This is a genomic window from Rhodococcus sp. BP-261 (assembly GCF_019835205.1).
Classification (GTDB): Bacteria; Actinomycetota; Actinomycetes; order Mycobacteriales; family Mycobacteriaceae; genus Rhodococcoides; species Rhodococcoides kyotonensis_B.
In genome coordinates this window covers 19497-39218 of sequence record NZ_JABUCO010000010.1, presented here as the reverse complement: position 1 = coordinate 39218, position 19722 = coordinate 19497, and the positions used below count along the sequence as shown (strand labels likewise).

General features: G+C 63.5%; 21 protein-coding genes. 12 read left to right on the top strand and 9 right to left on the bottom strand.

The features are described from left to right. Nucleotides 1-12: 12 nt before the first annotated feature. The 4 genes from HQ354_RS13235 to HQ354_RS13220 are packed head-to-tail and all read right to left on the bottom strand — an operon-like array spanning nt 13 to nt 4692. Nucleotides 13-1656, bottom strand: a complete 1644-nt coding sequence (locus tag HQ354_RS13235; RefSeq protein ID WP_068421756.1) for an AMP-binding protein — start codon at nt 1654-1656, stop codon at nt 13-15. Next, nucleotides 1653-2678 carry an LLM class flavin-dependent oxidoreductase gene (locus HQ354_RS13230; RefSeq protein ID WP_068421753.1) on the bottom strand — a complete coding sequence of 342 codons (1026 nt, stop codon included), beginning with the start codon at nt 2676-2678 and terminating at the stop codon, nt 1653-1655. Before HQ354_RS13230 ends, HQ354_RS13235 begins: the two co-directional genes overlap by 4 nt. A gap of 21 nt (nt 2679-2699) precedes the next feature. After that, nucleotides 2700-3470, bottom strand: a complete 771-nt coding sequence (locus HQ354_RS13225) for an SDR family NAD(P)-dependent oxidoreductase (RefSeq protein WP_068421750.1) — start codon at nt 3468-3470, stop codon at nt 2700-2702. A gap of 31 nt (nt 3471-3501) precedes the next feature. Further along, nucleotides 3502-4692, bottom strand: coding sequence for an acyl-CoA dehydrogenase family protein (locus HQ354_RS13220; RefSeq protein WP_068421748.1), 1191 nt, complete (start codon nt 4690-4692; stop codon nt 3502-3504). Nucleotides 4693-4813: 121 nt separating this feature from the next. On the opposite strand from HQ354_RS13220, the gene HQ354_RS13215 reads away from it, so the two are divergent. From HQ354_RS13215 to HQ354_RS13165, 11 genes are all read left to right on the top strand, one after another. Beyond that, nucleotides 4814-5968, top strand: a complete 1155-nt coding sequence (locus HQ354_RS13215) for a thiolase family protein (RefSeq protein WP_068421744.1) — start codon at nt 4814-4816, stop codon at nt 5966-5968. Between the two features lie 13 nt (nt 5969-5981). Beyond that, nucleotides 5982-6746 carry an SDR family NAD(P)-dependent oxidoreductase gene (locus HQ354_RS13210; protein WP_068421741.1) on the top strand — a complete coding sequence of 255 codons (765 nt, stop codon included), beginning with the start codon at nt 5982-5984 and terminating at the stop codon, nt 6744-6746. Then, a complete protein-coding gene (locus HQ354_RS13205) occupies nt 6743-7501 on the top strand; it encodes a crotonase/enoyl-CoA hydratase family protein (protein WP_068421735.1) in 759 nt (252 codons plus the stop codon). Before HQ354_RS13210 ends, HQ354_RS13205 begins: the two co-directional genes overlap by 4 nt. Continuing rightward, entirely contained in the window at nt 7486-8241 is a 756-nt protein-coding gene (locus HQ354_RS13200; RefSeq protein WP_240931026.1) for an SDR family NAD(P)-dependent oxidoreductase, read from the top strand. The genes HQ354_RS13205 and HQ354_RS13200 overlap by 16 nt, the downstream gene beginning before the upstream one ends. Nucleotides 8242-8331: 90 nt before the next feature. Then, nucleotides 8332-8883, top strand: a complete 552-nt coding sequence (locus HQ354_RS13195) for a TRAP transporter small permease (RefSeq protein WP_068421734.1) — start codon at nt 8332-8334, stop codon at nt 8881-8883. Next, on the top strand, nt 8880-10361 hold the full coding sequence (locus tag HQ354_RS13190; protein ID WP_068421732.1) for a TRAP transporter large permease: 1482 nt from the start codon (nt 8880-8882) through the stop codon (nt 10359-10361). Before HQ354_RS13195 ends, HQ354_RS13190 begins: the two co-directional genes overlap by 4 nt. Continuing rightward, on the top strand, nt 10354-11649 hold the full coding sequence (gene dctP, locus HQ354_RS13185; RefSeq protein ID WP_308115240.1) for a TRAP transporter substrate-binding protein DctP: 1296 nt from the start codon (nt 10354-10356) through the stop codon (nt 11647-11649). Before HQ354_RS13190 ends, dctP begins: the two co-directional genes overlap by 8 nt. Beyond that, complete coding sequence (locus tag HQ354_RS13180; RefSeq protein WP_068421731.1) at nt 11646-12110, top strand: MaoC family dehydratase N-terminal domain-containing protein; 465 nt, start codon at nt 11646-11648, stop codon at nt 12108-12110. Before dctP ends, HQ354_RS13180 begins: the two co-directional genes overlap by 4 nt. Then, complete coding sequence (locus HQ354_RS13175) at nt 12107-12493, top strand: MaoC/PaaZ C-terminal domain-containing protein (RefSeq protein WP_068421730.1); 387 nt, start codon at nt 12107-12109, stop codon at nt 12491-12493. The genes HQ354_RS13180 and HQ354_RS13175 overlap by 4 nt, the downstream gene beginning before the upstream one ends. Beyond that, complete coding sequence (locus HQ354_RS13170) at nt 12490-13782, top strand: phenylacetate--CoA ligase family protein (RefSeq protein ID WP_261768704.1); 1293 nt, start codon at nt 12490-12492, stop codon at nt 13780-13782. Before HQ354_RS13175 ends, HQ354_RS13170 begins: the two co-directional genes overlap by 4 nt. Then, the gene (locus tag HQ354_RS13165) at nt 13779-13940 is read left to right on the top strand and encodes a hypothetical protein (RefSeq protein ID WP_167674225.1); all 162 of its coding nucleotides are present in this window, start codon (nt 13779-13781) and stop codon (nt 13938-13940) included. The genes HQ354_RS13170 and HQ354_RS13165 overlap by 4 nt, the downstream gene beginning before the upstream one ends. A gap of 77 nt (nt 13941-14017) precedes the next feature. On the opposite strand, the gene HQ354_RS13160 is transcribed toward HQ354_RS13165, so the two are convergent. The 5 genes from HQ354_RS13160 to HQ354_RS13140 are packed head-to-tail and all read right to left on the bottom strand — an operon-like array spanning nt 14018 to nt 18558. Next, nucleotides 14018-14734 carry an ABC transporter ATP-binding protein gene (locus HQ354_RS13160; protein WP_068421726.1) on the bottom strand — a complete coding sequence of 239 codons (717 nt, stop codon included), beginning with the start codon at nt 14732-14734 and terminating at the stop codon, nt 14018-14020. Further along, the gene (locus HQ354_RS13155; RefSeq protein ID WP_167676391.1) at nt 14718-15545 is read right to left on the bottom strand and encodes an ABC transporter ATP-binding protein; all 828 of its coding nucleotides are present in this window, start codon (nt 15543-15545) and stop codon (nt 14718-14720) included. Before HQ354_RS13155 ends, HQ354_RS13160 begins: the two co-directional genes overlap by 17 nt. Continuing rightward, nucleotides 15542-16468, bottom strand: coding sequence for a branched-chain amino acid ABC transporter permease (locus tag HQ354_RS13150; RefSeq protein ID WP_068421721.1), 927 nt, complete (start codon nt 16466-16468; stop codon nt 15542-15544). Before HQ354_RS13150 ends, HQ354_RS13155 begins: the two co-directional genes overlap by 4 nt. Beyond that, complete coding sequence (locus tag HQ354_RS13145; RefSeq protein WP_068421718.1) at nt 16465-17355, bottom strand: branched-chain amino acid ABC transporter permease; 891 nt, start codon at nt 17353-17355, stop codon at nt 16465-16467. The genes HQ354_RS13150 and HQ354_RS13145 overlap by 4 nt, the downstream gene beginning before the upstream one ends. Nucleotides 17356-17394: 39 nt before the next feature. Further along, a complete protein-coding gene (locus tag HQ354_RS13140; protein ID WP_068421717.1) occupies nt 17395-18558 on the bottom strand; it encodes an ABC transporter substrate-binding protein in 1164 nt (387 codons plus the stop codon). A gap of 219 nt (nt 18559-18777) precedes the next feature. On the opposite strand from HQ354_RS13140, the gene HQ354_RS13135 reads away from it, so the two are divergent. Further along, entirely contained in the window at nt 18778-19716 is a 939-nt protein-coding gene (locus tag HQ354_RS13135; protein WP_068421716.1) for an alpha/beta hydrolase, read from the top strand. The last annotated feature ends 6 nt before the right edge of the window (nt 19717-19722 follow it).

Here is a 19722-nt window from a genome sequence, read left to right as displayed (position 1 = left end):
CTTGCTCCTGCTCTAGGCGACCGGCACCGCAGTGCGATCGAACGTATCCGCGGTGACGCCTTCGTCGCGGAGAACCGCCTTACGCACTTTCTCCGACGGCGTCTTGGGCAGCGCGTCGAGGAACCGGACGTAGCGCGGCGTCGCGAACGCTGGAATCCGTCCTTCGCACCACTCGAGAATGGCTGCGGGATCGGCATTCTCGCTGAGCACGACCGCGGCGAGCACCTCGTCCTCACCTGCTTCTACGTCGGCGGGAACGCCGATGACGGCGCATTCCACCACTGCCGGATGTCCGAGAACCGCCTGCTCGACCTCGTAGGAACTGATGTTCTCACCGCGTCGGCGCAGCGCATCCTTGTACCGGTCGACGAAGTAGAACCACCCGTCCTCGTCCCGACGCAACGCATCTCCCGTGTGGAACCACAGGTTCCGCCATGCTTCGAGCGTCTTTTCCGGCATCCCGTAGTAGCCCATGCTGCAAGTCCACGGCTGTACCGGGCGCACGACGAGTTCGCCGACCTCCCCGACCGGGACCTCGCGATCGGTTTCCGGGTCGACGAGCCTGATGTCGAACCAGTCCGACGCCACCTTGCCTGCCGCACCGGGCGGAATCTTCTCGCCGTACGGCGTCAGGATCGGGGCGCACGTCTCGGTCAGCCCGAACGCGTTGACGAACGCCTCGATACCGTAGCGCTCCTTGAACTGTTCGACGACCGTGTCGGCGATCGGCGCCGCGTACACCGCGCGGAGCTTGTTGTCGCGGTCGTTGTCGCGGGGTGCTTGCTTCCACGCGAAGTCCATCATCACACCGACGAAATTGGTGACCGTGACGCCCGAGTCGCGCACCATGTCGATCCACCGGCTCGCACTGAATTTCGGATGCACCACCGCGCTCGCTCCTGCGACGAGTGCCGGGTAGACGGCCATGAACTGGGCATTGCCGTGGAAGAGCGGTGTCGTCGTCATGTAGCGATCGGCGGGTGTCAGCCGGGTCAGCGACACGACTTCCTGAGCGAAGAAGTACAGCTGCGAATGCGGCATGGCCACACCCTTGGACGGGCCGGTCGTGCCCGAGGTGAAGAAGATGGCACCCAGATCCTGCGCCCGCGGTGCAGGCACCGAGACCGCAGTGCCGTTCTCCAGCTCGTCCCACTTCTCGGCCTGCCAGCCGTTCTCGCGCAACAGCGCGACCGCCTTGTCCGCCGTGCCGGTATCGATGACCCAGAACTTCTCGATGCCACGGCAGTGATCGGCGATCGCGACGAAACGCTCGGCGAACGTGTCGTCCACGACGGCCCACCGTGCCCCGACGGTGACGATCTGGTGGCGAAGGAACTCACCCTCGTAGTTGGTGTTGATCGGAACCTCGACCGTGCCGCCGACGGCAGCGGCGAACCAACTACGCACCAAGCGTGAGGAATTCATCGCCATGATGACCACGCGGTCACCTTGCAGGGCTCCGGCGGCGTGCCACGAACCGGCGATGCGTTCGGCGGCGTCGAGGATCTCGGCGTAGGTGAACTCGAGGCCCTCGTCCGGCGTCACCAGAAACGTCGCGTCCGGAGTCGCGGCCGCGTGCGTGCGCAGAACGTGATCGAGCGTCCACGTCTGCGGGTCGGCGAAGTTCGGATGCAGATCCCGGTAGGTCGCGTTCACGAGAAGTCCCGGAAGGGTTCGAGAGCCAACATCGACGGAACGACGTCCTTGCCGAGCCGCTCGATGGCGGCGATGGTCTCGTCCCCGTCCATCGTCGGCCACTGCGGACGTAGCAGCAGTGGGTCGACTGGGAGCGTGGTCACCAGGTCCGTGAGCTTCCCGACGACGTCGTCCGCAGTTCCGACGATGACGTGATCGGAGACCGACTCGGCGAACTGGTTCGCAAGGTCGCGGCCGGCCATGACGTCGAGACCCTTTGCGGCGTAGGTCAGATAACGACCTTGGGCGACGCGCGCGTATTCGACCATCGCCTCTTCCTTGCTGTTCGCAACGAGCACGTTGCGACGGAGCGGCTGCGATCCGAATTCCTTGCCGCGGGCCTCGAAGAGCTCTTTCACGACGCGATAGCGCTCGATCACCTCGTGCTTCGGCGTTTCGGGTGGCACAGCGTAGCCGTCGCCGTACTTGCCTGCGCGGCGCACGCCTCCCATTGCGTGCGCGCCGATCCAGATCGGAACGTGCGGCTGCTGCACGGGATGGATGTGCGGCTTGACCCCGTCGAGCTGGAAGTACTTGCCCTCGAACGAGACCTCGTCCTGGGTCCAGAGCTGCTTCATGATCTGCAGGGACTCGTCGAACCTGCCTGCGCGCTCCCTGTAGGGAATCTGCAGATAGTCGAATTCCTCAGGCCGGTAACCCAATCCGGCGCCGAAGATCAGACGCCCCTCGGTCACGACGTCGAGGGTCGCGATCTCTTCAGCTAGGAGAACCGGGTTGTAGAGAGGTGCGATCATGATCTGAGTGACGAGCTTCGTGGTCGGCGCGACGTGCGCGGCGAGACGAGCGAGCAGCGGAACCGGCTGCAGCCAGCGAAGATCGCCGTACAGGAAGTGCTGGCCGATCGCGATGTAGTTGAAACCGTTCTCCTCCGCCGCCGCGACGATCCGGAGAATGTCGTTGAACTGCCTCGACGGTGACACCGACTTGGGAACGTCGCTGAGCAGTAGGCCGACCTGAACCATGAAAAGCCCTTTCCTTCTGTGCTATTGAGCGGTGAGGCCGCCGTCGACGGGGATGGTGACGCCGGTGATGTAGCTGGCGTCGTCACTGTTCAGAAACGCGATGACCGACGCGATCTCTTCGGGCTCGGCGCCGCGGCCGAGCGGGATGGTGGCGACGAAGTCCGCAGTCAACGCCGAGACGTCGGCACCGGGCTCGCGTCCGAAGAACTGGGCGAGCATGGGCGTCTTGACCTGCCCCGGGCAGATGACGTTGACACGGATGCCGTCCTTGGCACCGTTGAGGGCGAGAGCACGACCGAACGGGACGAGCGCACCCTTGGTCATCGAGTAGATCGGGCTGAACGGAGAACCGATCAACGCCGACGTCGAGGAGGTCAACGTGACCGATCCCTTGCCGCCTGCCTTCTTCAGCAACTCGAACCCGAGCGTCGTGGAGTAGTACGCACTCTTGACGTTGACGTCGATGTTCTTCTGCCACGCATCGTCGCCCACCTCGAGACCGCCGGGTCCCGGCATACCTACTTGCGCGTGCAACGCGTGCAGGACGCCCTTCTCCTCCTCGATCCGGGCGAACAACGCGCGGAGATCGTCGTTGTTCGTCGCGTCGACGGTGACCGCTGCGGCACGTCCACCCTCTGATTCGATCTCGGCGGCGACTTTCGACGCGGACTCCTCGCTGAGGTCGGTGACGTAGACGAACGCGCCTTCGGAGGCGAGTCGGTGACTGATCGCACGGCCCATTCCCGAACCGCCGCCGATGACCGCTGCGATGCGGCCTTCGTAACGCTGCATTGTTGTACTCCTTCTCAAGTTACTCGTCTATTCAAGCGCGTTGATCGAACGACCGTCCCAGTAATTCGGAAACTATTCGGGTCCGCTGCATCGTCGGCGTACCGCCGGCGAGTGCCCACCCGTGCGCGTCGCGGTGCATGCGCTCGATGCCGAACTCCTCGGTGTAGCCGTTGCCGCCGTGCAGCTGCATCGCGAGATCGGTGACTTTCTTCGCCATCTCGTTGGCAGTGCACTTGGCGAGCGACACGTGCAGCGAGTTGGGCAACTCTTCACCGTCGGTCACCGACGCCGCAGCCCGCTGCAACAGCAGCCGCGCGGCCTCGACCTGAAGCGTCATGTCGGCGATGGTCATCTGGACGGCCTGGAACTCGATGAGCGGCTTGCCGAACTGCATCCGCTCCTGGACGTAGCGGATCGACTGATCGAGGGCAGCTTGTCCCAGCGCGAGACTCATCGTCGAATTGCCGAGGCGCTCGATGGAGAACGCCGTGAAGAGCGTTCGGAATCCACCCGGCCGCACGACGATGTTGGACGCGGGCACCACGACGTCGTCGAAGTAGATGTCTGCGGATGGGATGCCTCGAAAGCCCATGAGCTTCTCCCGAGCTCCGAAACTGACACCTTCGCGATTCGCCTCGACGAGAACCGCGCCGATGCCTTTCGCACCCGGCGCGTCGTTCAACCTCGAATAGACGAGGTAGACGTCGGCTTCGGAACCGTTGGAGATCCACCGCTTGTTTCCGCTGACGCGGACCGTGTCACCGTCTAGCGTTGCCTTGGTGGTCAAGTCCGTCGCTGCCGAGCCTGCGTCCGGTTCGGAAATCGCAACGGCCATCGTGATGTCGCCGGCAATGATTCCGGGCAGGAAGCGCTCGCGCTGCTCTTCCGTGCCGATGCGGGCGACAACCTGGGCAGGTCCCGTGTTGGCCTCGAAGATCTGGAAGGCGGCCGGCCGGCAGTGGTAGGCGAACTCCTCGATCACGTTCAGTGCCAGCTGAAGTGGCGCCCCTCCCCCTCCGAATCGCTCGGGGAGGGCAATGCCCAGCAACCCCAACGACCCGAGGAACCGACGCTCTTCGAGCGGAAATGCCGTTCGGTCCGCGTCCCACTGTGCCGCTTTGGGCGCATACCGCTCGCGGGCGATCTTGGCGGCCACTTCTCTGATGGCGCGTTCGTCGTCCGTAAGAGTGCTGGCAGACATGGCCACCCCTTTCATGCTCATGATTATACTAATCTGGTGTGACCCACGGTACAAGATTCACACCGTCGGGCACTAGGTTCATGCTAAACATAATCATCAATCTCTCGAAGAGTTTCCAGAAACCTGCTTCAGGAGGGTTTTCATGACTCGAGCAGTCATCGTCGATGCCGTTCGATCACCGATGGGCAAGGGAAAGTCGGGCGGGGGCCTGTCGCACCTGCATCCCGCAGATCTGCTGGGCCAGGTGCTGCGGCACCTGGTCGATCGATCCCAGCTCGACGCTGGACTCGTCGACGACGTCGTCATCGGCTGCGTCGGCGGCAACGGCGAGCAGGCAGGCACGCCCGGGCGTCAGGCAGTCCTGTCCGCAGGGTTCCCGGTGCACGTCCCGTCCGTGACTGTCGAGCGAAAGTGCGGGTCAGGCCAGCAGGCAGTCGATTTCGCCGTCCAGGGGGTGATCGCAGGCGCGTACGAGATCGCGATCGCAGGTGGTGTCGAGTCGATGAGTCGGGTGCCGATGGGAAGTGCCTACGGCGACGCGGACCCCTTCGGCGAAGGCGTCCGCAATCGTTTCCCGACGCTCGTTCCCCAGGGAATTTCGGCCGAGCTCGTCGCCCGAAAATGGGCTCTCTCGAGGTCGGAACTCGACGACTACTCGGCGCGCTCGCACGAGCGGGCGTCCGCTGTCGACTTCTCGGGTGAGATCGTGCCGGTCGGCGGACTCGACGCCGACGAGACCATCCGAACGGGTACGACGACCGAGAAGCTGAGCGGGCTCAAGGCAGTGTTCGGAACCGACGAACGACGTGCACAGTTCCCGGATCTCGAGTGGACGGTGACCGCGGGCAATGCGTCTCAGATCACCGACGGTGCGGCGGCGCTGCTGGTCATGAGCGAGGATCGTGCGAAGGAACTGGGCCTGCGTCCACGCGCGAGGATCGTCGCGTCGGCCGTCGTCGGCGATGACCCGCTGTTGATGTTGACCGGTCCGATTCCTGCCACCGAGAAGGTGCTGAAGAAAGCCGGACTCACCCTCGCCGACATCGATACGTTCGAGGTCAACGAGGCATTCGCCTCGGTGCCGCTGGCATGGGCGAAAGAACTCGGCGTGTCGGAGGACGTCCTCAATCCCGTCGGTGGCGCGATCGCGCTCGGTCATCCACTGGGTGCGTCCGGGGCGCGGATCATGACCACCATGATCAACCACCTCGAACGCACCGGCGGACGCTACGGACTGCAGACCATGTGCGAAGCGGGCGGCATGGCAAACGCCACCATCATCGAAATTCCGAGATAAGGAGCCAGAATTCATGGATCTCAGCAACTCGTCCGCCGTCGTCACGGGCGGCGCGTCCGGCCTCGGGCTCGCGACGGTCAAACGGCTCACGGCCGCCGGAGTGCACACCGTCATCGTCGACCTCCCACAGTCCGCGGGTAAGGACGTCGCGCAGGAACTCGGCGACCTCGTGCAATTCGGTCCCGCCGACGTGGCCGATCCCGACGCCGTGGACGCGGCCCTCGACCTCGCCGAGGCGCGGGCGCCACTGCGGTCCGTGATCCACTGCGCCGGACGCGGGGGTACGGTGCGCGTCGTCGAGAAGGACGGAAGCCCAGGCTCGCTGGAGCTGTATACCTCACTGATCCAGACCAACCTGATCGGAAGCTTCAACGTCCTGCGCCTCGGCGCTGCGCGCATGGTGCGCAACGAGCCGGTCGACGGCGAACGAGGCGTCGTGATCATGACGGCCTCCGTGGCCGCATGGGAAGGCCAGATCGGTCAGATCCCGTACGCGTCGGCCAAAGCAGGCGTCGTGGGCATGACGCTCGTCGCGGCCCGGGATCTCGCCCGAAAACTGGTACGCGTCAACAGCATTGCTCCCGGCATCTTCGACACCCCGATCCTGTCACGGTTCTCGCAGGACATTCGCGACGGTCTGGCCGCTCAGATTCCGCACCCGGCACGGCTCGGCGATGCAGACGAGTACGCGAAACTTGCGCTGCACATCGTGGACAACGCGATGATCAACGGTGAGGTCATCCGTCTCGACGGCGCGATCCGAATGGCACCGCGATGACCGTGAAGATCGAGCAGATCGACGGTGTTCAGGTCGTGACCATCGCGCGCCCGGAGGTGCGCAACGCGATCGACACCGCCACGGCGCGGAGCATCGCCGACGCGATGGACGAGCTCGACGAACGTGACGACCTCGTCGCAGGCGTCATCGCCGGAGAAGGTAAGAGCTTCTGCACCGGTATGGACCTGAAAGCCTTTCTCGCAGGGGAGAAACCGTCGATACCGGGACGTGGTTTCGCCGGTCTGGCCGAGACTCCTCCTGCCAAACCGCTCATCGCCGCAGTCGAAGGACACGCCGTAGCAGGCGGTTTCGAGATCGTGCTCGCCTGCGATCTCGTCGTGGCGTCGGAGACCGCGGTGTTCGGACTGCCCGAAGTCAAGCGCGGACTACTCGCCGGCGGCGGCGGATTGCTGAGGCTCCCACAGCGGGTTCCACGTGCTCTCGCCGTGGAATGGTGCCTCACAGGCGATTTCATCAGCGCCCAGCAAGCAACCGACGCCGGACTCGTCAACAGACTGACCCCTGCCGGTGAAGCGTTGTCCACCGCGCTGGAACTGGCCAGGAAGATCGCGAAGAACGGGCCGCTTGCAGTCCGCGCGACCAAGGAGATCATCACCAAGGCACGCGACTGGTCGAACGACGAGCAATTCGCCGAGATGTGGAAGATCTACGAGCCCGTCCGCTCGTCGGAGGATGCCCGCGAAGGTGCGACGGCATTCAAGGAGAAGCGGCCACCCGTATGGAAGGGCCGGTGATGTCGGTCGCCATCGTCACGGGCGCCGCGAGCGGCATCGGCCGTGCCGTCGCTCTCGAACTGGCACGCGGTGGTACCCGAGTGCTGGCGGTGGACATCGATCTGTCGGGCGCCGAGGAGACCGCATCGCTGGCGGCGGGCACGGTGGTGCCGCATCGGGCGGACGTGTCGAAGCCGGACGAGGTGGAAGGTTACGTCCGAGCGGCACTGAGCTCGCTGGGCACGCCGGACAAGTTCTTCAACAATGCCGGGATCGCCGGTGCCAATCGCACGATAGTCGACATGTCCGTCGACGAGTGGTCGTCCACGCTCGCGATCAACTTGAACAGTATGTTCTACGGCCTGAAGTACGTTCTGCCACACATGATCGACGCGGGACGCGGCCAGGTGGTCAACACCGGTTCGATCGCCAGCCTTCAGGGCGCACCGAAACGGGGAGATTACGTCGCGTCCAAGCACGCGACGCTCGGCCTCACGCGGACAGCGGCCGCAGAAGTGCGACAGTTCGGGATCGCGGTCAACTGCATCTGCCCAGGGTCGACCGACACCCCCATCATCGGGAAGTTTCGGGCGTTGCTCGCCCGCGACGGGCAACCGATCCCCGCACAGGGCGTCGGCGGCCGCGGCATGGCGAGCGCCGACGAAATCGCACGCACCGCAGCGTTCCTGCTTCGCGACGACGTCCCCTTCCTGACCGGAACCATGCTCTCGGTCGACGGGGGCGCGTCGGGCCAGTATTGAACGGTCGCCCGATTCGTCCATTTGTATTGCTACGCATCATTAATATGGATAAGGTAATCCGCATCACATCATTCGAGCGGAGACTCCACCTTGACAACTCCTGCCGGCGAACGCCTGTTCAAGATCGTCGAGATTCCTGCCGTCGTCGGACTGTTCGCGATGATGGTACACACCGTCGCAAACGCATTCTCGCGCACCGTCTTCGGCGAGCCGATCACGGGAACGCTCGAACGCGTCCAGTACTGGTACATGCCTCTGGTGGTACTGCTGGGCTTCGTCATTGCAATGCACCGCGGTGAACACGTCTGGGCCGACATGTTCTTCACACGGTTCCCCCGAGCATCGAAGCGCTACGTCGCGGCGGGCGCGAGCATCGTCTGCGCAGCGGTGTGCATCCTCGCAGCCGTGTACTCGTTCGCGCACGCCCAGCACAACCGCGCCATCGAACTGACCGCGGGCCTGACCGATATCGCAGCATGGCCGCTGACCTACCTGGTCCCGATCACGTTCGCGATCTTCGGCACCCAGTACCTCGTACTGACGTCGAAACAGTTGCGCAACAAAGAGATCGACGACGCCGGATCGGCTGTGGCCGTCGAGCCCGAAGCCGCCACGACCGCCGAAACGGAGACAGCCCGATGACCGCCGTCGCGACCCGGGAACGCCCTCGTCCCCTTCCAGGACGTGTCCGCGCAGGCCGATTTCCCACAGGATCGGTCACGCTGACGGTATTCGTGCTTGCCGCAGCGGGGTCGTCGGTCGGGATGTTCCTCGGCGGCTCGAAGGAAACCATCGGCGTGCTGTCGATCGTTCTGCTGCTGAGCCTGATCTTCCTGCGCATGCACATCGGATTCGCGCTGCTGGTGTCCGCCCTTCTCGGAATGTGGGCGTTGCGCGATTTCGGCGTGGTGACGAGTACCGTGAGCAAGCTGCCGTACCACAACGTCGCGCAATGGACGTTGAGCGTCGTTCCGATGTTCGTCTTCATGGGACTGCTCCTCTGGCGTTCGGGTGTGACCGAGAAGCTGTACGACGTAGCTCGCACGTGGCTCGGATGGATGCCAGGCGGTCTGGCCGTCGGCACCAATCTCGCCGGCGCCGGATTGGCGTCGGTCAGTGGTTCGACCGTCGGAACCACATACGCCCTCGCGCGCATCGGAATTCCCGAGATGCTCCGAGCGGGATACGACAAACGACTGGCGATCGGGTCGGTGATGGCCGCAGGACTTCCGGGCCAGCTGATTCCGCCGTCGATCACACTGGTGGTCTTCGCGGGCATCGCCGAAGTTCCCGTCGGAGAGCAGTTGCTCGCCGGCGTCGGACCCGGTATCGCGGTGGCGATCCTGTTCAGCATCGCGCTGATGGCCGCCGCGGCGGTCGTGAAACCCAAGACGCCCGAAAGGGTCTCGACAGACGTGGCGTCGCCAGCTGCCAAATGGCGTGCGCTGGCGTCGGTGTGGCCGGTACCGGTGCTCGTACTCGTCGTCGTCGTCGGTATGTTCTCCGGCTTCTTCACCGCGACCGAAGCAGGCGCGGCTGCCGCGATGGTTGCGTTGTTCGTCGCGCTGTTCGCACGTCGGCACGATCGTCCGTGGTCGGCGGTGAGCGAAGCAGCAGTAAGTGCGGTTGCCAGCACGGGATCGATCTTTCTGATGCTCCTCGGCGCCACTGCCCTGTCGCGCATGCTTCCGCTCACCGGACTGACCACCGGATTCACCGACTGGACAACGGGTCTCGGCCTCAGTGCGTGGCAGTTCCTGGGATTGATGACGGTGGTCTACCTCGTCATGGGCATGTTCCTGGACGCCCTCGCGATGATGCTGCTGACCGTTCCACTGCTGATTCCCACGCTCGCTTACCTCGACATCTCGTTGCTGTGGTTCGGAGTGTTCGTCGTCTTCATGGGCGAACTCGCGGTCATCACTCCACCCGTCGGGATCTTGTCGTACATAGTCCACGGTGTCGCCCAGGACCCGGAAGTCAACCTCGGCAACAAGATCAGCCTTCGCGACGTCTTCGCGAGCGTCGCCTGGGTCATGCCGATCGCGTTGATCTTCGTCGTCCTCATGGTCCTCTTCCCGCAGGTGGCGACCTTCCTTCCAAGCCAGATGGGTGGGTAAGAATACGGTGTTCGGCTACAGGAAGTCTCTCCCCTGCGCGGCTGCAGTCGCCGCGTCTCTCGTCGTCACATCGTGTGCGGCGATCTCCGCACCCGCAGGCGGTGGACCCGGAATCGAGTTCGGCGCAACCGCAGAGGAGTACCGTGACGCGTTCGACGAGATCGAGCCCATCCACCTCTACGCTCAAACTCCAGGCCCACAGGGGTCGTTCGTGAGCGACAAGATGGAGGTGTACTACGACGCGGTGACCGAGTGGTCCGGCGGCAAGGTCACATTCGAGATCTTCTATGCGAACGCCATCGCCGGGGCCACGGAGATCGACGACGCGCTCGGCGATGGCCGCACCGACATCGACGGGTTCGCCCCCGCAAACCAGCCGGCCGAATACCCCGCCGTCAACACGCTGATCAACGCGTCGTTCCTGGGCGACATGTCGCCTCTCGCCGGCATTCTGCAGTCGCACGCCTGGCTGCTCGAATCTGCTTATGCGACGGACGAAGTCGCACAGGAGTTCGAGGACAACGACATGCACCTGCTGATGCCGTCGTACAACGGCGGCGGGATGGCGCTGCTGTGCACCGACGAGGCGCGGACGCTCGATCAATTACGCGGACGGCAGATTGCTGCCGCCGGACGTACACAGGGTGCGCAGATCAGCGGACTCGGCGCGATCCCGGTGAGCGCCTCGTACTCCGAGCTGTACGAGAGTCTGCAACGCGGCGTCGTGGATTGCACGGCTACGTCGATACAGAATGCGGTCCTCGGTGGCTATCTCGACATCACCCCAGAGGTGATCATCGAGCCCGAAGCAGGATTCGCGCTCACCTTCGGGTCGGTCGCGTTGAATCAGAACCGCTGGGAACGCTTGCCACTACTCGTTCGGCAACTCTTGTTCGATCGGCTCGACGTATTCCTCGAGACCAACATCCGAACGGCATGGGAGGCGATGGTTCAGGGTGTGCACACCATCCAGAACGCGGGAGGGACGATCAGCGATTTCGCACCCGACGCACGCGATCGACTTCGGACGGTGAACGCCGAGCAATTGGAGACATTGAAGAATTCGACTGCACTCGAGGATGTGGCGTCGTCGTTGACCCAGTGGTCGGACACCGCGGACCGTTGGAGTGTCCTCGTCCGAGAGCTCGGATACGACGAGTCGATGACCTACACCGAGTTCGCGGATTTCTACGACGACGAAGCGGTCGATCTCGGACCGTATGTCGACGCCGTGTTCGACGAGATCCTGCTTGCCCACCGGCCGACCGCGCCGCAGGACGACGCATGAGCGATCCGGTAGCGGTCACGGTCGGCGCGGAAGCGGTGTCCATCTCTGCCATTCGACGTTTCGTCGAAGCCCACGAGATGACCGATCCCCGGTACTCGGACCCGGTGAATCCGATTGCCCCCTGGGCGATGCTGTCGTCGTTCTCGATGCCTGCCTACTGGACACCGGGTGACGCCACGCTGCCCGACGACGTCCTGCCGCCGCTGCCGTGGGATGCGTGCGGGATACCCGCGGCACAGTCGATGACCAATCGGATGGAGTTCGACTACTTCGAGCCACTACGGCCGGGCGACGTCGTGACCACCGAATACCGCGTCACCGGCGTGACTCCCAAGCGGACGAGCGTCGGCGACGGTTCGTTCGTCGACTTCGAGCTCACGTTCCTCCGACAGGACGGGGTCGTCGTCGCGATCGAACGATGCAGTGTGTACCGGTACTTTCCTTTCGAGGATCCACGATGACAGTGCAGTTGCCCGAAGTGCGGCTTCCTTTGACGTTTCAACGACTGATCATGTCGGCCGGGGCGAGCCGCGACTTCGCGCCCGCCCACATCGACCCCGACGCTGCCCGGGCCGGCGGCGCACCCGGGGCATATGCAGACGTCATGTTCGTGCTCGCCATGTTCGAGCGATGCGTCGGCGAGTGGGCCGGTGGACGTGGAACGCTGCAAAGTCTCGACGGGATTACGCTCCACGGATTCGTACTTGCAGGCGAGGACGTCGTCGTTCGAGGAGTCGTGACGCAGGAATGCGACACGTCGACGACGGTCGACCTCGTCCTCGTTCAAGCAGCCGATCGACGCGCCGCGTCGGCAACAGCCGTGGTGCGCTGGGAAGGTGCATGATGCTCCGAGCCAACAGCCGCATCGAGACGATGAGCGAGCAGGACGCACGGAGCTTCGTCGACGCGGCAATCGTACGCGCCGTACGTCTGGCCGCGGCCGAGTCACCGCTCCACCGGTGGTTCTACGCAGAGCACGGCGTCGACGTCGAATCCGTCACGGACGCAGTCACGTTCACGACATCGGTACCGGTGGTGCGCAAACGCGACTACCTCCGATTCCAGGAACGCTTTCCCGACGCCTGGCGGGCCGACGCACGACAGATCCACTCGACCAGCGGAACGAGCGGTGTGGGCAAGGAGCTGCACCGTCGAACGTCGCACGACCTGGCTTCGCTCGGAACAGGTGGTGCCTACCAGTACTTCTGGGCCGGGTTGCGACCGGGAGAGCCGATTCTGTTCACGATTCCGTACTCGCAGACGATGGCAGGCCCCTACTTTCAAGCCACGGCGACTGCGGCAGGCATGGTGCCGATCAACGGGTTCACCGGCTCGACCGTCGAACGGATCGAGATGCTGACGAGGTTCGGCTGCACCGGGGTGTCCATCACGCCGTCGTACCTGCATCGCATGACCGCCGAAGCCAAGCGAATCGGATTCGATCCCCGGCACGACGGGTGTGCGCTACGCGCGATTTTTCTGTCCGGTGAGCCCTACGGAGTCGAGTGGGCCATCGAGATGCAGCAGTTCTGGAACGCCACAGTCCACGAGGGATGGGGGGCGACCCAGACCCTCGGCGTGGTCATGGCGACCAGGTCCGGCGCTGTCTCCGGCCACGGACGCGGTGTCCTGCACGGGATCGGACACCGCTGCTTCATCGAGGTTCTCGGCGACGATGGAGCACCGGTTCCGCCGGGAGAACGCGGCGAGATCGTCGTGACGACGCTGCGCACCCGGGGCACTCCCAGTATCCGGTTCGGAATGGGTGACAGCATCAAGCTCCTGCGCGACGGCTTCTTTCCCGAGTTCGAGGCCGGTTCCATCGGTCGCATGGACGACATGATCAAGGTCAAGGGCATGAACATCTGGCCGAGCGCGGTCGATGCCGTCGTGTTGCGCGATCCCGTCCTCGACTACCGAGCCACCGTCCACACCACCGAACAAGGCAGCGAGACAGTCGATCTCGAACTCGAAGTAAGCGGAGACAGGCATCCGGCGTTGTGCCATCGAATCGCAGACGCGGTGAAGCGGGACATCGGTATCTCGATGACGGTGTCGGTGCTGCCGCCAGGGACGCTGGGAGAGCAGCACTTCAAGTCACGGCGATGGACGGACCGGAGGGCAGTGCGATGAGCGAACTGACAGACGAACTGGAGAAGGCACGTAGACATCTCGATGCCGTAGCGTCTCGCGTGGCTGAACTCCCCGAGTCGCCGATACTGGTCCAGTTCTGCGAACGAATAGATGCCCTCGTGGACGAACTGGCCTGGGAACTCGGCACACAGAGCTGATCGATCGCGTGGCCCGTCGAGAAACTGTCCGGCCCGAGTGCCCACCAACGCACTCGGGCCGGATCGTCTTCGGGTCGTCAGACCCCGAGTGCCGCTTCACCGAGGAACGCGAGGACCACCGAGGAATGTGTCCGTGCCTCTTCCGCGCTCCCGGAGTACACGGACTCGCCGCGGTTGACCACGACGACGTCGTCGGCGACGCGGAGCCCGGCTTCAGCGTTCTGCTCGACCATCAACACACCGAGCCCACGGTCGGCTATCTCGCGCACGCTCGACATGACGGTGTCGACGACGGCCGGAGCAAGTCCCATCGATGGTTCGTCCATCATGATGTATTTCGGGTCGGACATCAGTCCACGCCCGAATGCCAGCATCTGCTGTTCACCGCCGCTCAACAGGCCGGCAGGACCGTCCTTGCGCGTCCGCAGGATCGGAAACAGCTCGTACGCCAGCTCTGTGTTCTGTTCGCGTTTCGCGCGGGACGACGTGTAGCCCCCGATCCGGAGGTTCTCCGCGACGGTCAGGGATGCGAACACCTGTCTGCCTTCCGGAACCAACGAGATGCCCTGCCGGACCACCTTGTGTGCCTTCAGACCGACGAGTGATCGTCCATCGAGCTCGATGGTTCCGTGGACGGGCTCGACGAGACCCGCCACGGTCCGCAGCGTGGTGCTCTTGCCCGCACCGTTTGCGCCGAGCACCAACGTGATTCGACCTGGCCGAACAGTCAGGCCGATGTTCGTGACTGCACGGACCTTCCCATATCTGACATGCAGATCACTGACTTCGAGCATCCTGCGCTCCTCGCTTTCCGAGATAGGCTTCTTGCACGCTGGGTTCACGGACGACCGCTTGTGGTCTGCCCTGCGCGATCAGGACACCGAAGTTCATCGCGATCAACGTGTCACAGGTCTCCACCATCATCTGCACGTCGTGCTCGACGAGTAGTTGCGTCAGGCCCTCCTCACGCAGTTTCTTCAACAACGACGAAACTTCCTGGCGTTCCGTCTTGTTCATTCCTGCCGTCGGCTCGTCGAGTAGTAACAGTCTCGGGGACATGGAGATCGCACGGGCGATCTCGACGCGCCGTTGCAATCCGTAGGACAGTTCGCCGGGCCGAATGTCTTCCATTCCCGTCAGACCGGTGCGTTCCAGTGCATCCTCGACGGCGTCGCCAGACCGCTTCAGCAGGCCTTTGCGGTCGAGCAACAGACTCCGCAGACCACCGGTCTCCGCCCCGAGATCGGCTCCGAGCGCGATGTTCTCGCGAACGGTCAAGTCCGGCAACAGCCGAACGGTTTGGAACGTACGAGCTATTCCGAGTTTTGCGACCTTCTGCGGCGGTACCGTCGCGAACGACGAACCCTCGAAGGTCAACCCTCCGCGGGTCAACGGGGTCAGACGGGTGATGGCAGCCAGCAGGGTGCTCTTCCCGGACCCGTTGGGTCCGAGTATCCCGAAGATCTTGCCGCGCGTGATATCGAACGAAATGCCGTCGACTGCCTTGATTCCGCCGTAATGGACTGCGACATCGGAGATTCGAAGAACGACGTCGGTTTCTCCGGCGTCGACGGCGCTCGCGCGTGATGCGGCGTCGGTGCTCATGACGTGCCTCCTGCTTTCGCGAGATCCAATTCCGGGGTCGGGTCGTCCGGCGGTGCCGTCGGAACTGCATGCCGCTTCGCCTTGGATTTGCGGATCAGGTCGAGCACCGTTCCATAGATTCCGCCCGGGACGTAGACGGCCGCGATCGCGACGATGATGCCGTAGACGATCGCCTGGTACTGCCCCACGATTTCCAGGTAGTACGGCAACCAGGTGAAGATGATCGCGCCGAGAACGATACCGAGCCACGAACGCCCACCACCCACGATGATGATCGTCAAACCGAGTACTACCAGGGGGAACCCGATGCTTTCCGGGGCTACGGTCGTGCGAAGTAGAACGTTGATCGCGCCGCCGAGCGCGCCGATGAAGCCACTGATGACGAACGACGCGATGCGATATCGGGACACGTTCACACCCATCGACGACGCAAGCTCCGGATCTTCCCGGACTGCATCTATCCGTCGTCCCATGCGCCCGCGTTCGGTCAGCGCCAGCAGTACGACCACCAGAACCGTGATCGCCACGATGTGCCAGATCGTCAACTGTGGGAACGCGAGTGCACCGAACAGACCGACCGAAGCGCCGGTCAACGATCCTCCGTTGTGTGCCACGACAGTGATGATGAGGTCGAACGACACCGTCGCCATTGCCAGATACAAGCCGTTCAACCGCTGTACCAGCAGTGCGAGCAGAAAGCCGATCGCCCCGCAGACGAGCATGATGGCCGCGATGGCCGCGAACGACGAGAAACCGTATCGGATGACGAAGATCGCCGCACCGTACGAGCCGATGCCGTAGAAACCTGCACCGGCGAACGAGAACACCCCCATACGCAGTTGGACCTGAATGCTCAGGGCCAGCAACAGAACGGTGAACGTGCTCTGAAAAAGGACGATGTGGGAGAAATAGAAATCGCTCATACCCGTCGAACCTCCTTGCGGCCGAACAGTCCCTGAGGCCGAAGGAGCAAGACCAGGAAGATCATGCCGAAGCACACCGCGTCGACCCACCCACCTCCGGTGAAGCGGAGGACGAGCGTCTCGGAAAGCGCAAGGATGTAGGCCCCGGCCGCAACACCGGCGGTGCTTCCGACGCCACCGAGAATGATCACGGCAAACGCCTTGATCAGCAGCGTCTCACCGCTCTCCGGTGTGATGGCACCCAGGTTGTACGTCAGCAGCGCGCCCGCGAGACCGGCCAGTCCGCCGGCGAACGCCATGGTGGACAGCGACAATGTTCTGCGATCGACACCCATCAGCGCGGCAGTCTCGGAATCGACGCCGATCGCGCGCAGAGCGAGACCCGACATGGACTTGCGCAGCCACACTGCCATACCGACAGTCAGCACCACCGCCGACAACACGATGATCAGTCCGGTGTTGGAGATTCGCAGGCCGAGGAACGAGAACACCTGTACGGCATAGGAACTGTTGGAGAAGCCGAACGGCTCGGATTTGGTGACGTACTGCGCGATCGCGAGTGGGATTGCGGCAACGCCGATTCCGCCGATCAGGATCTGCAGTTCGGCTATTCGGTGCGTCTTCGCGCGTTTCAGAATCGGCTGGAAGGCAAGCACCTCTATCGCCGTCGACAACAAGGCGCCGACGGCCACCGAGATCGCGATCACCCCGATCATCGGTAACTGCTGATCCTTGACCACCAGGTATCCGACGAACCCCGCGAACATGAAGATAGCGCCGTGGGCGAAGTTCAGGATTCCGACGGTTCCCCAGACCAGACTCATTCCCAGACAGAACAGTACGTAGATGGATCCCAGAATTGCAGCGTCGACGAGTGTCTGCCCCATATCGTCAGATCACCTCGTTCCGCGCTCGTCGGACGTTGGTCATTCCGCCAGCAACCCCTCTGCGCTTCCATCCCACTCGACGACGACGCCCTCGACGCGTTGGTCGTTGCCCTCGAACGTCACGGGCCCGACGGCACCGTCGAAACCTGCTGCCGCAACGGCATTCAGACCGTTCTTGATGTCCTCACGTGAGGCGCCACCGGATTCCTTGATGGCGCGCGCGATCATCCAGGTTGCGTCGTAGCCCTCGGCCGCGTAGTTGAGTGGGTTCTTTCCGTACCTCGTGGTGTACGCCTCGACGAATGCCACGGACGACGGCGCGGTCTGGAGATAGTTGAAGTCCGTTGCCCAGAACATACCTGCGCCTGCCGGGCCTGCGGGGGCGAGATTGCCCGCGCCGGCTGCCGGATTGCCGACGGCCGGGCCGTCGAACCCAGCTTGGCGCAATTGCGACATCGCGGTCGAATTCTGAGCGCCGACGAGGAGGAACACCACCGCGTCCGGCTTCTCGCCGACGATCTTGGTGATCGTGGCCGCGAAGTCCTGCGTCGTCGACTGAACGCTGGTACTGGACAGAATCTCGAGGTCCTCGCTCTCCTGCATTGCAGGTAGCTGATTCTCCGCGATTTCGGCAAGCGTCGGCTGGCCGGCGTTGTAGAGCACGCTGATTCGCTTGGCACCGAGGGACTTCAAGTGATCGATCGCCTTGGGAAAGTACGTCTCCTGCGGCGCGGTCGAGCGGAAGGTGTAGTCGCCGATGACCACGCCCGCGCTGCCGGATTGCGTGAACACGACGGGAGTTCTCGACGATTCGGCTATCGGTGCCACGGCAACGGACTGTGCACCGGACACCGTACCGAGAATGGCCGCGACGTCGGGGTTCGCGATCCCCTCGGTCACCTGACTCGCTGCGGTTTGGGCATCACCCGCCGTATCGCGGCTGTCGAGCTTCAGGGTGGAGTCACCGAGAAACCGCTGCTGGTTGATCTCTTCGACCGCCAGCTCGATTCCCTCGAGTTGGGATCCACCGACGTAGGCGAGCGTGCCCGTCTTGTCCGTCGTCGACAGCAGGGTGATCTCGCTCGGCATCTCGCCCGATGCGGTCGAACCAGATGGTCCCGACCCGCCGCAGGCAGTCACCGTCATCATCGCTGCGGCAACCCCGAGCAGGGCGAGCCTGCCTGGACCGGTGGCGTATTTCATCGCTCCTCCTATTTCATGGCAATGATGCGCATGAACTCGTGATCGGAGTCACACTAAGGCGTCTCGCGGGAGTTGTCCAGATCACACCTGAGATGAAATCCCTGCACAGAGGAGTGCGAACGAAAACGTTGCGGCGAATGATTATAACGGTTTAGAGTGAGCTCCATCACCTGAACGGTATCCGTCTGTAATCAGAGCACCCCGAAGGAGTCGATTCCATTGGCACTCGACGACGCCACCGCCGCGTTCCTCGCACAAGCCGCCGAGGGAGGCGGGAAAGCGCTGCACGAGATGACTCCAAGTGAGGTGCGGGCGATGAACGACACGTTCGTCGATCTCTACGGCGCCGGACCCGACATGCACAGCGTCGAGAACCTGACGGTCACTGCGGCCGACGGTCACGCGATCCCGACCCGAGTACTGACACCGAACGAGTCACCCCGTGGGTTCTTCGTCTATTTTCATGGTGGGGGCTGGGTCGTCGGCAACCCCGATCAGTTCGACACCCTCGCGAGGCGAATCGCCGCCGAGACCGGCTGCACCGTGATCTTGCCCGACTACCGTCTCGCCCCCGAGAACCTCTACCCCACGGCAGCCGATGACGCTTGGGATGTTCTGCAGTGGGCGGCATCTCGGCGTGATTCACTCGACTCTGCGCTACCCCTCGTCGTCGGCGGCGACAGCTCGGGTGGCAACCTTGCTGCGGTCGTGTCGCAACGTGCGGTACGTGACAACGGACCTGCCGTTGCGCTTCAAGTGCTGGTCTACCCGGTGACCGACCACGATTTCGACAACGACTCCTACGTTGACCCCGCCAACCAACTCATGCTCGACCGAGCTTCGATGATCTGGTTCTGGGACCTCTATGCACCTGACCGGAGTGTCCGAGACAACTGGAATGTCTCGCCGTTGCGCGCCGACCGCCTCACCGACGTCGCGCCGGCGGTGGTTCTACTCGCCGAACACGACGTACTACGCGACGAAGGCCAGCGCTACGCCGACAAGCTGACCGCCGCAGGGGTGTCCGTCGACGTGAAGGTGTTCGAGGGCCAGATGCACGGCTTCTTCCAGTTCGTGAACATCCTCCCCGGTGCGGATCTCGGAATCACGCACGTCGGCACCAGCGTTCGCGCTCACCTCGATTCACTCGTCGCGTAAACAGGA

Coding starts and splice junctions, on each gene's coding strand:
- HQ354_RS13230 (WP_068421753.1), bottom strand. CDS start 2,678: ATGGTTCAGGTCGGCCTACTGCTCAGCGACGTTCCCAAGTCGGTGTCA.
- HQ354_RS13225 (WP_068421750.1), bottom strand. CDS start 3,470: ATGCAGCGTTACGAAGGCCGCATCGCAGCGGTCATCGGCGGCGGTTCG.
- HQ354_RS13220 (WP_068421748.1), bottom strand. CDS start 4,692: ATGAGCATGAAAGGGGTGGCCATGTCTGCCAGCACTCTTACGGACGAC.
- HQ354_RS13215 (WP_068421744.1), top strand. CDS start 4,814: ATGACTCGAGCAGTCATCGTCGATGCCGTTCGATCACCGATGGGCAAG.
- HQ354_RS13210 (WP_068421741.1), top strand. CDS start 5,982: ATGGATCTCAGCAACTCGTCCGCCGTCGTCACGGGCGGCGCGTCCGGC.
- HQ354_RS13205 (WP_068421735.1), top strand. CDS start 6,743: ATGACCGTGAAGATCGAGCAGATCGACGGTGTTCAGGTCGTGACCATC.
- HQ354_RS13200 (WP_240931026.1), top strand. CDS start 7,486: ATGGAAGGGCCGGTGATGTCGGTCGCCATCGTCACGGGCGCCGCGAGC.
- HQ354_RS13190 (WP_068421732.1), top strand. CDS start 8,880: ATGACCGCCGTCGCGACCCGGGAACGCCCTCGTCCCCTTCCAGGACGT.
- HQ354_RS13180 (WP_068421731.1), top strand. CDS start 11,646: ATGAGCGATCCGGTAGCGGTCACGGTCGGCGCGGAAGCGGTGTCCATC.
- HQ354_RS13175 (WP_068421730.1), top strand. CDS start 12,107: ATGACAGTGCAGTTGCCCGAAGTGCGGCTTCCTTTGACGTTTCAACGA.
- HQ354_RS13170 (WP_261768704.1), top strand. CDS start 12,490: ATGATGCTCCGAGCCAACAGCCGCATCGAGACGATGAGCGAGCAGGAC.
- HQ354_RS13165 (WP_167674225.1), top strand. CDS start 13,779: ATGAGCGAACTGACAGACGAACTGGAGAAGGCACGTAGACATCTCGAT.
- HQ354_RS13160 (WP_068421726.1), bottom strand. CDS start 14,734: ATGCTCGAAGTCAGTGATCTGCATGTCAGATATGGGAAGGTCCGTGCA.
- HQ354_RS13155 (WP_167676391.1), bottom strand. CDS start 15,545: ATGAGCACCGACGCCGCATCACGCGCGAGCGCCGTCGACGCCGGAGAA.
- HQ354_RS13150 (WP_068421721.1), bottom strand. CDS start 16,468: ATGAGCGATTTCTATTTCTCCCACATCGTCCTTTTTCAGAGCACGTTC.
- HQ354_RS13145 (WP_068421718.1), bottom strand. CDS start 17,355: ATGGGGCAGACACTCGTCGACGCTGCAATTCTGGGATCCATCTACGTA.
- HQ354_RS13140 (WP_068421717.1), bottom strand. CDS start 18,558: ATGAAATACGCCACCGGTCCAGGCAGGCTCGCCCTGCTCGGGGTTGCC.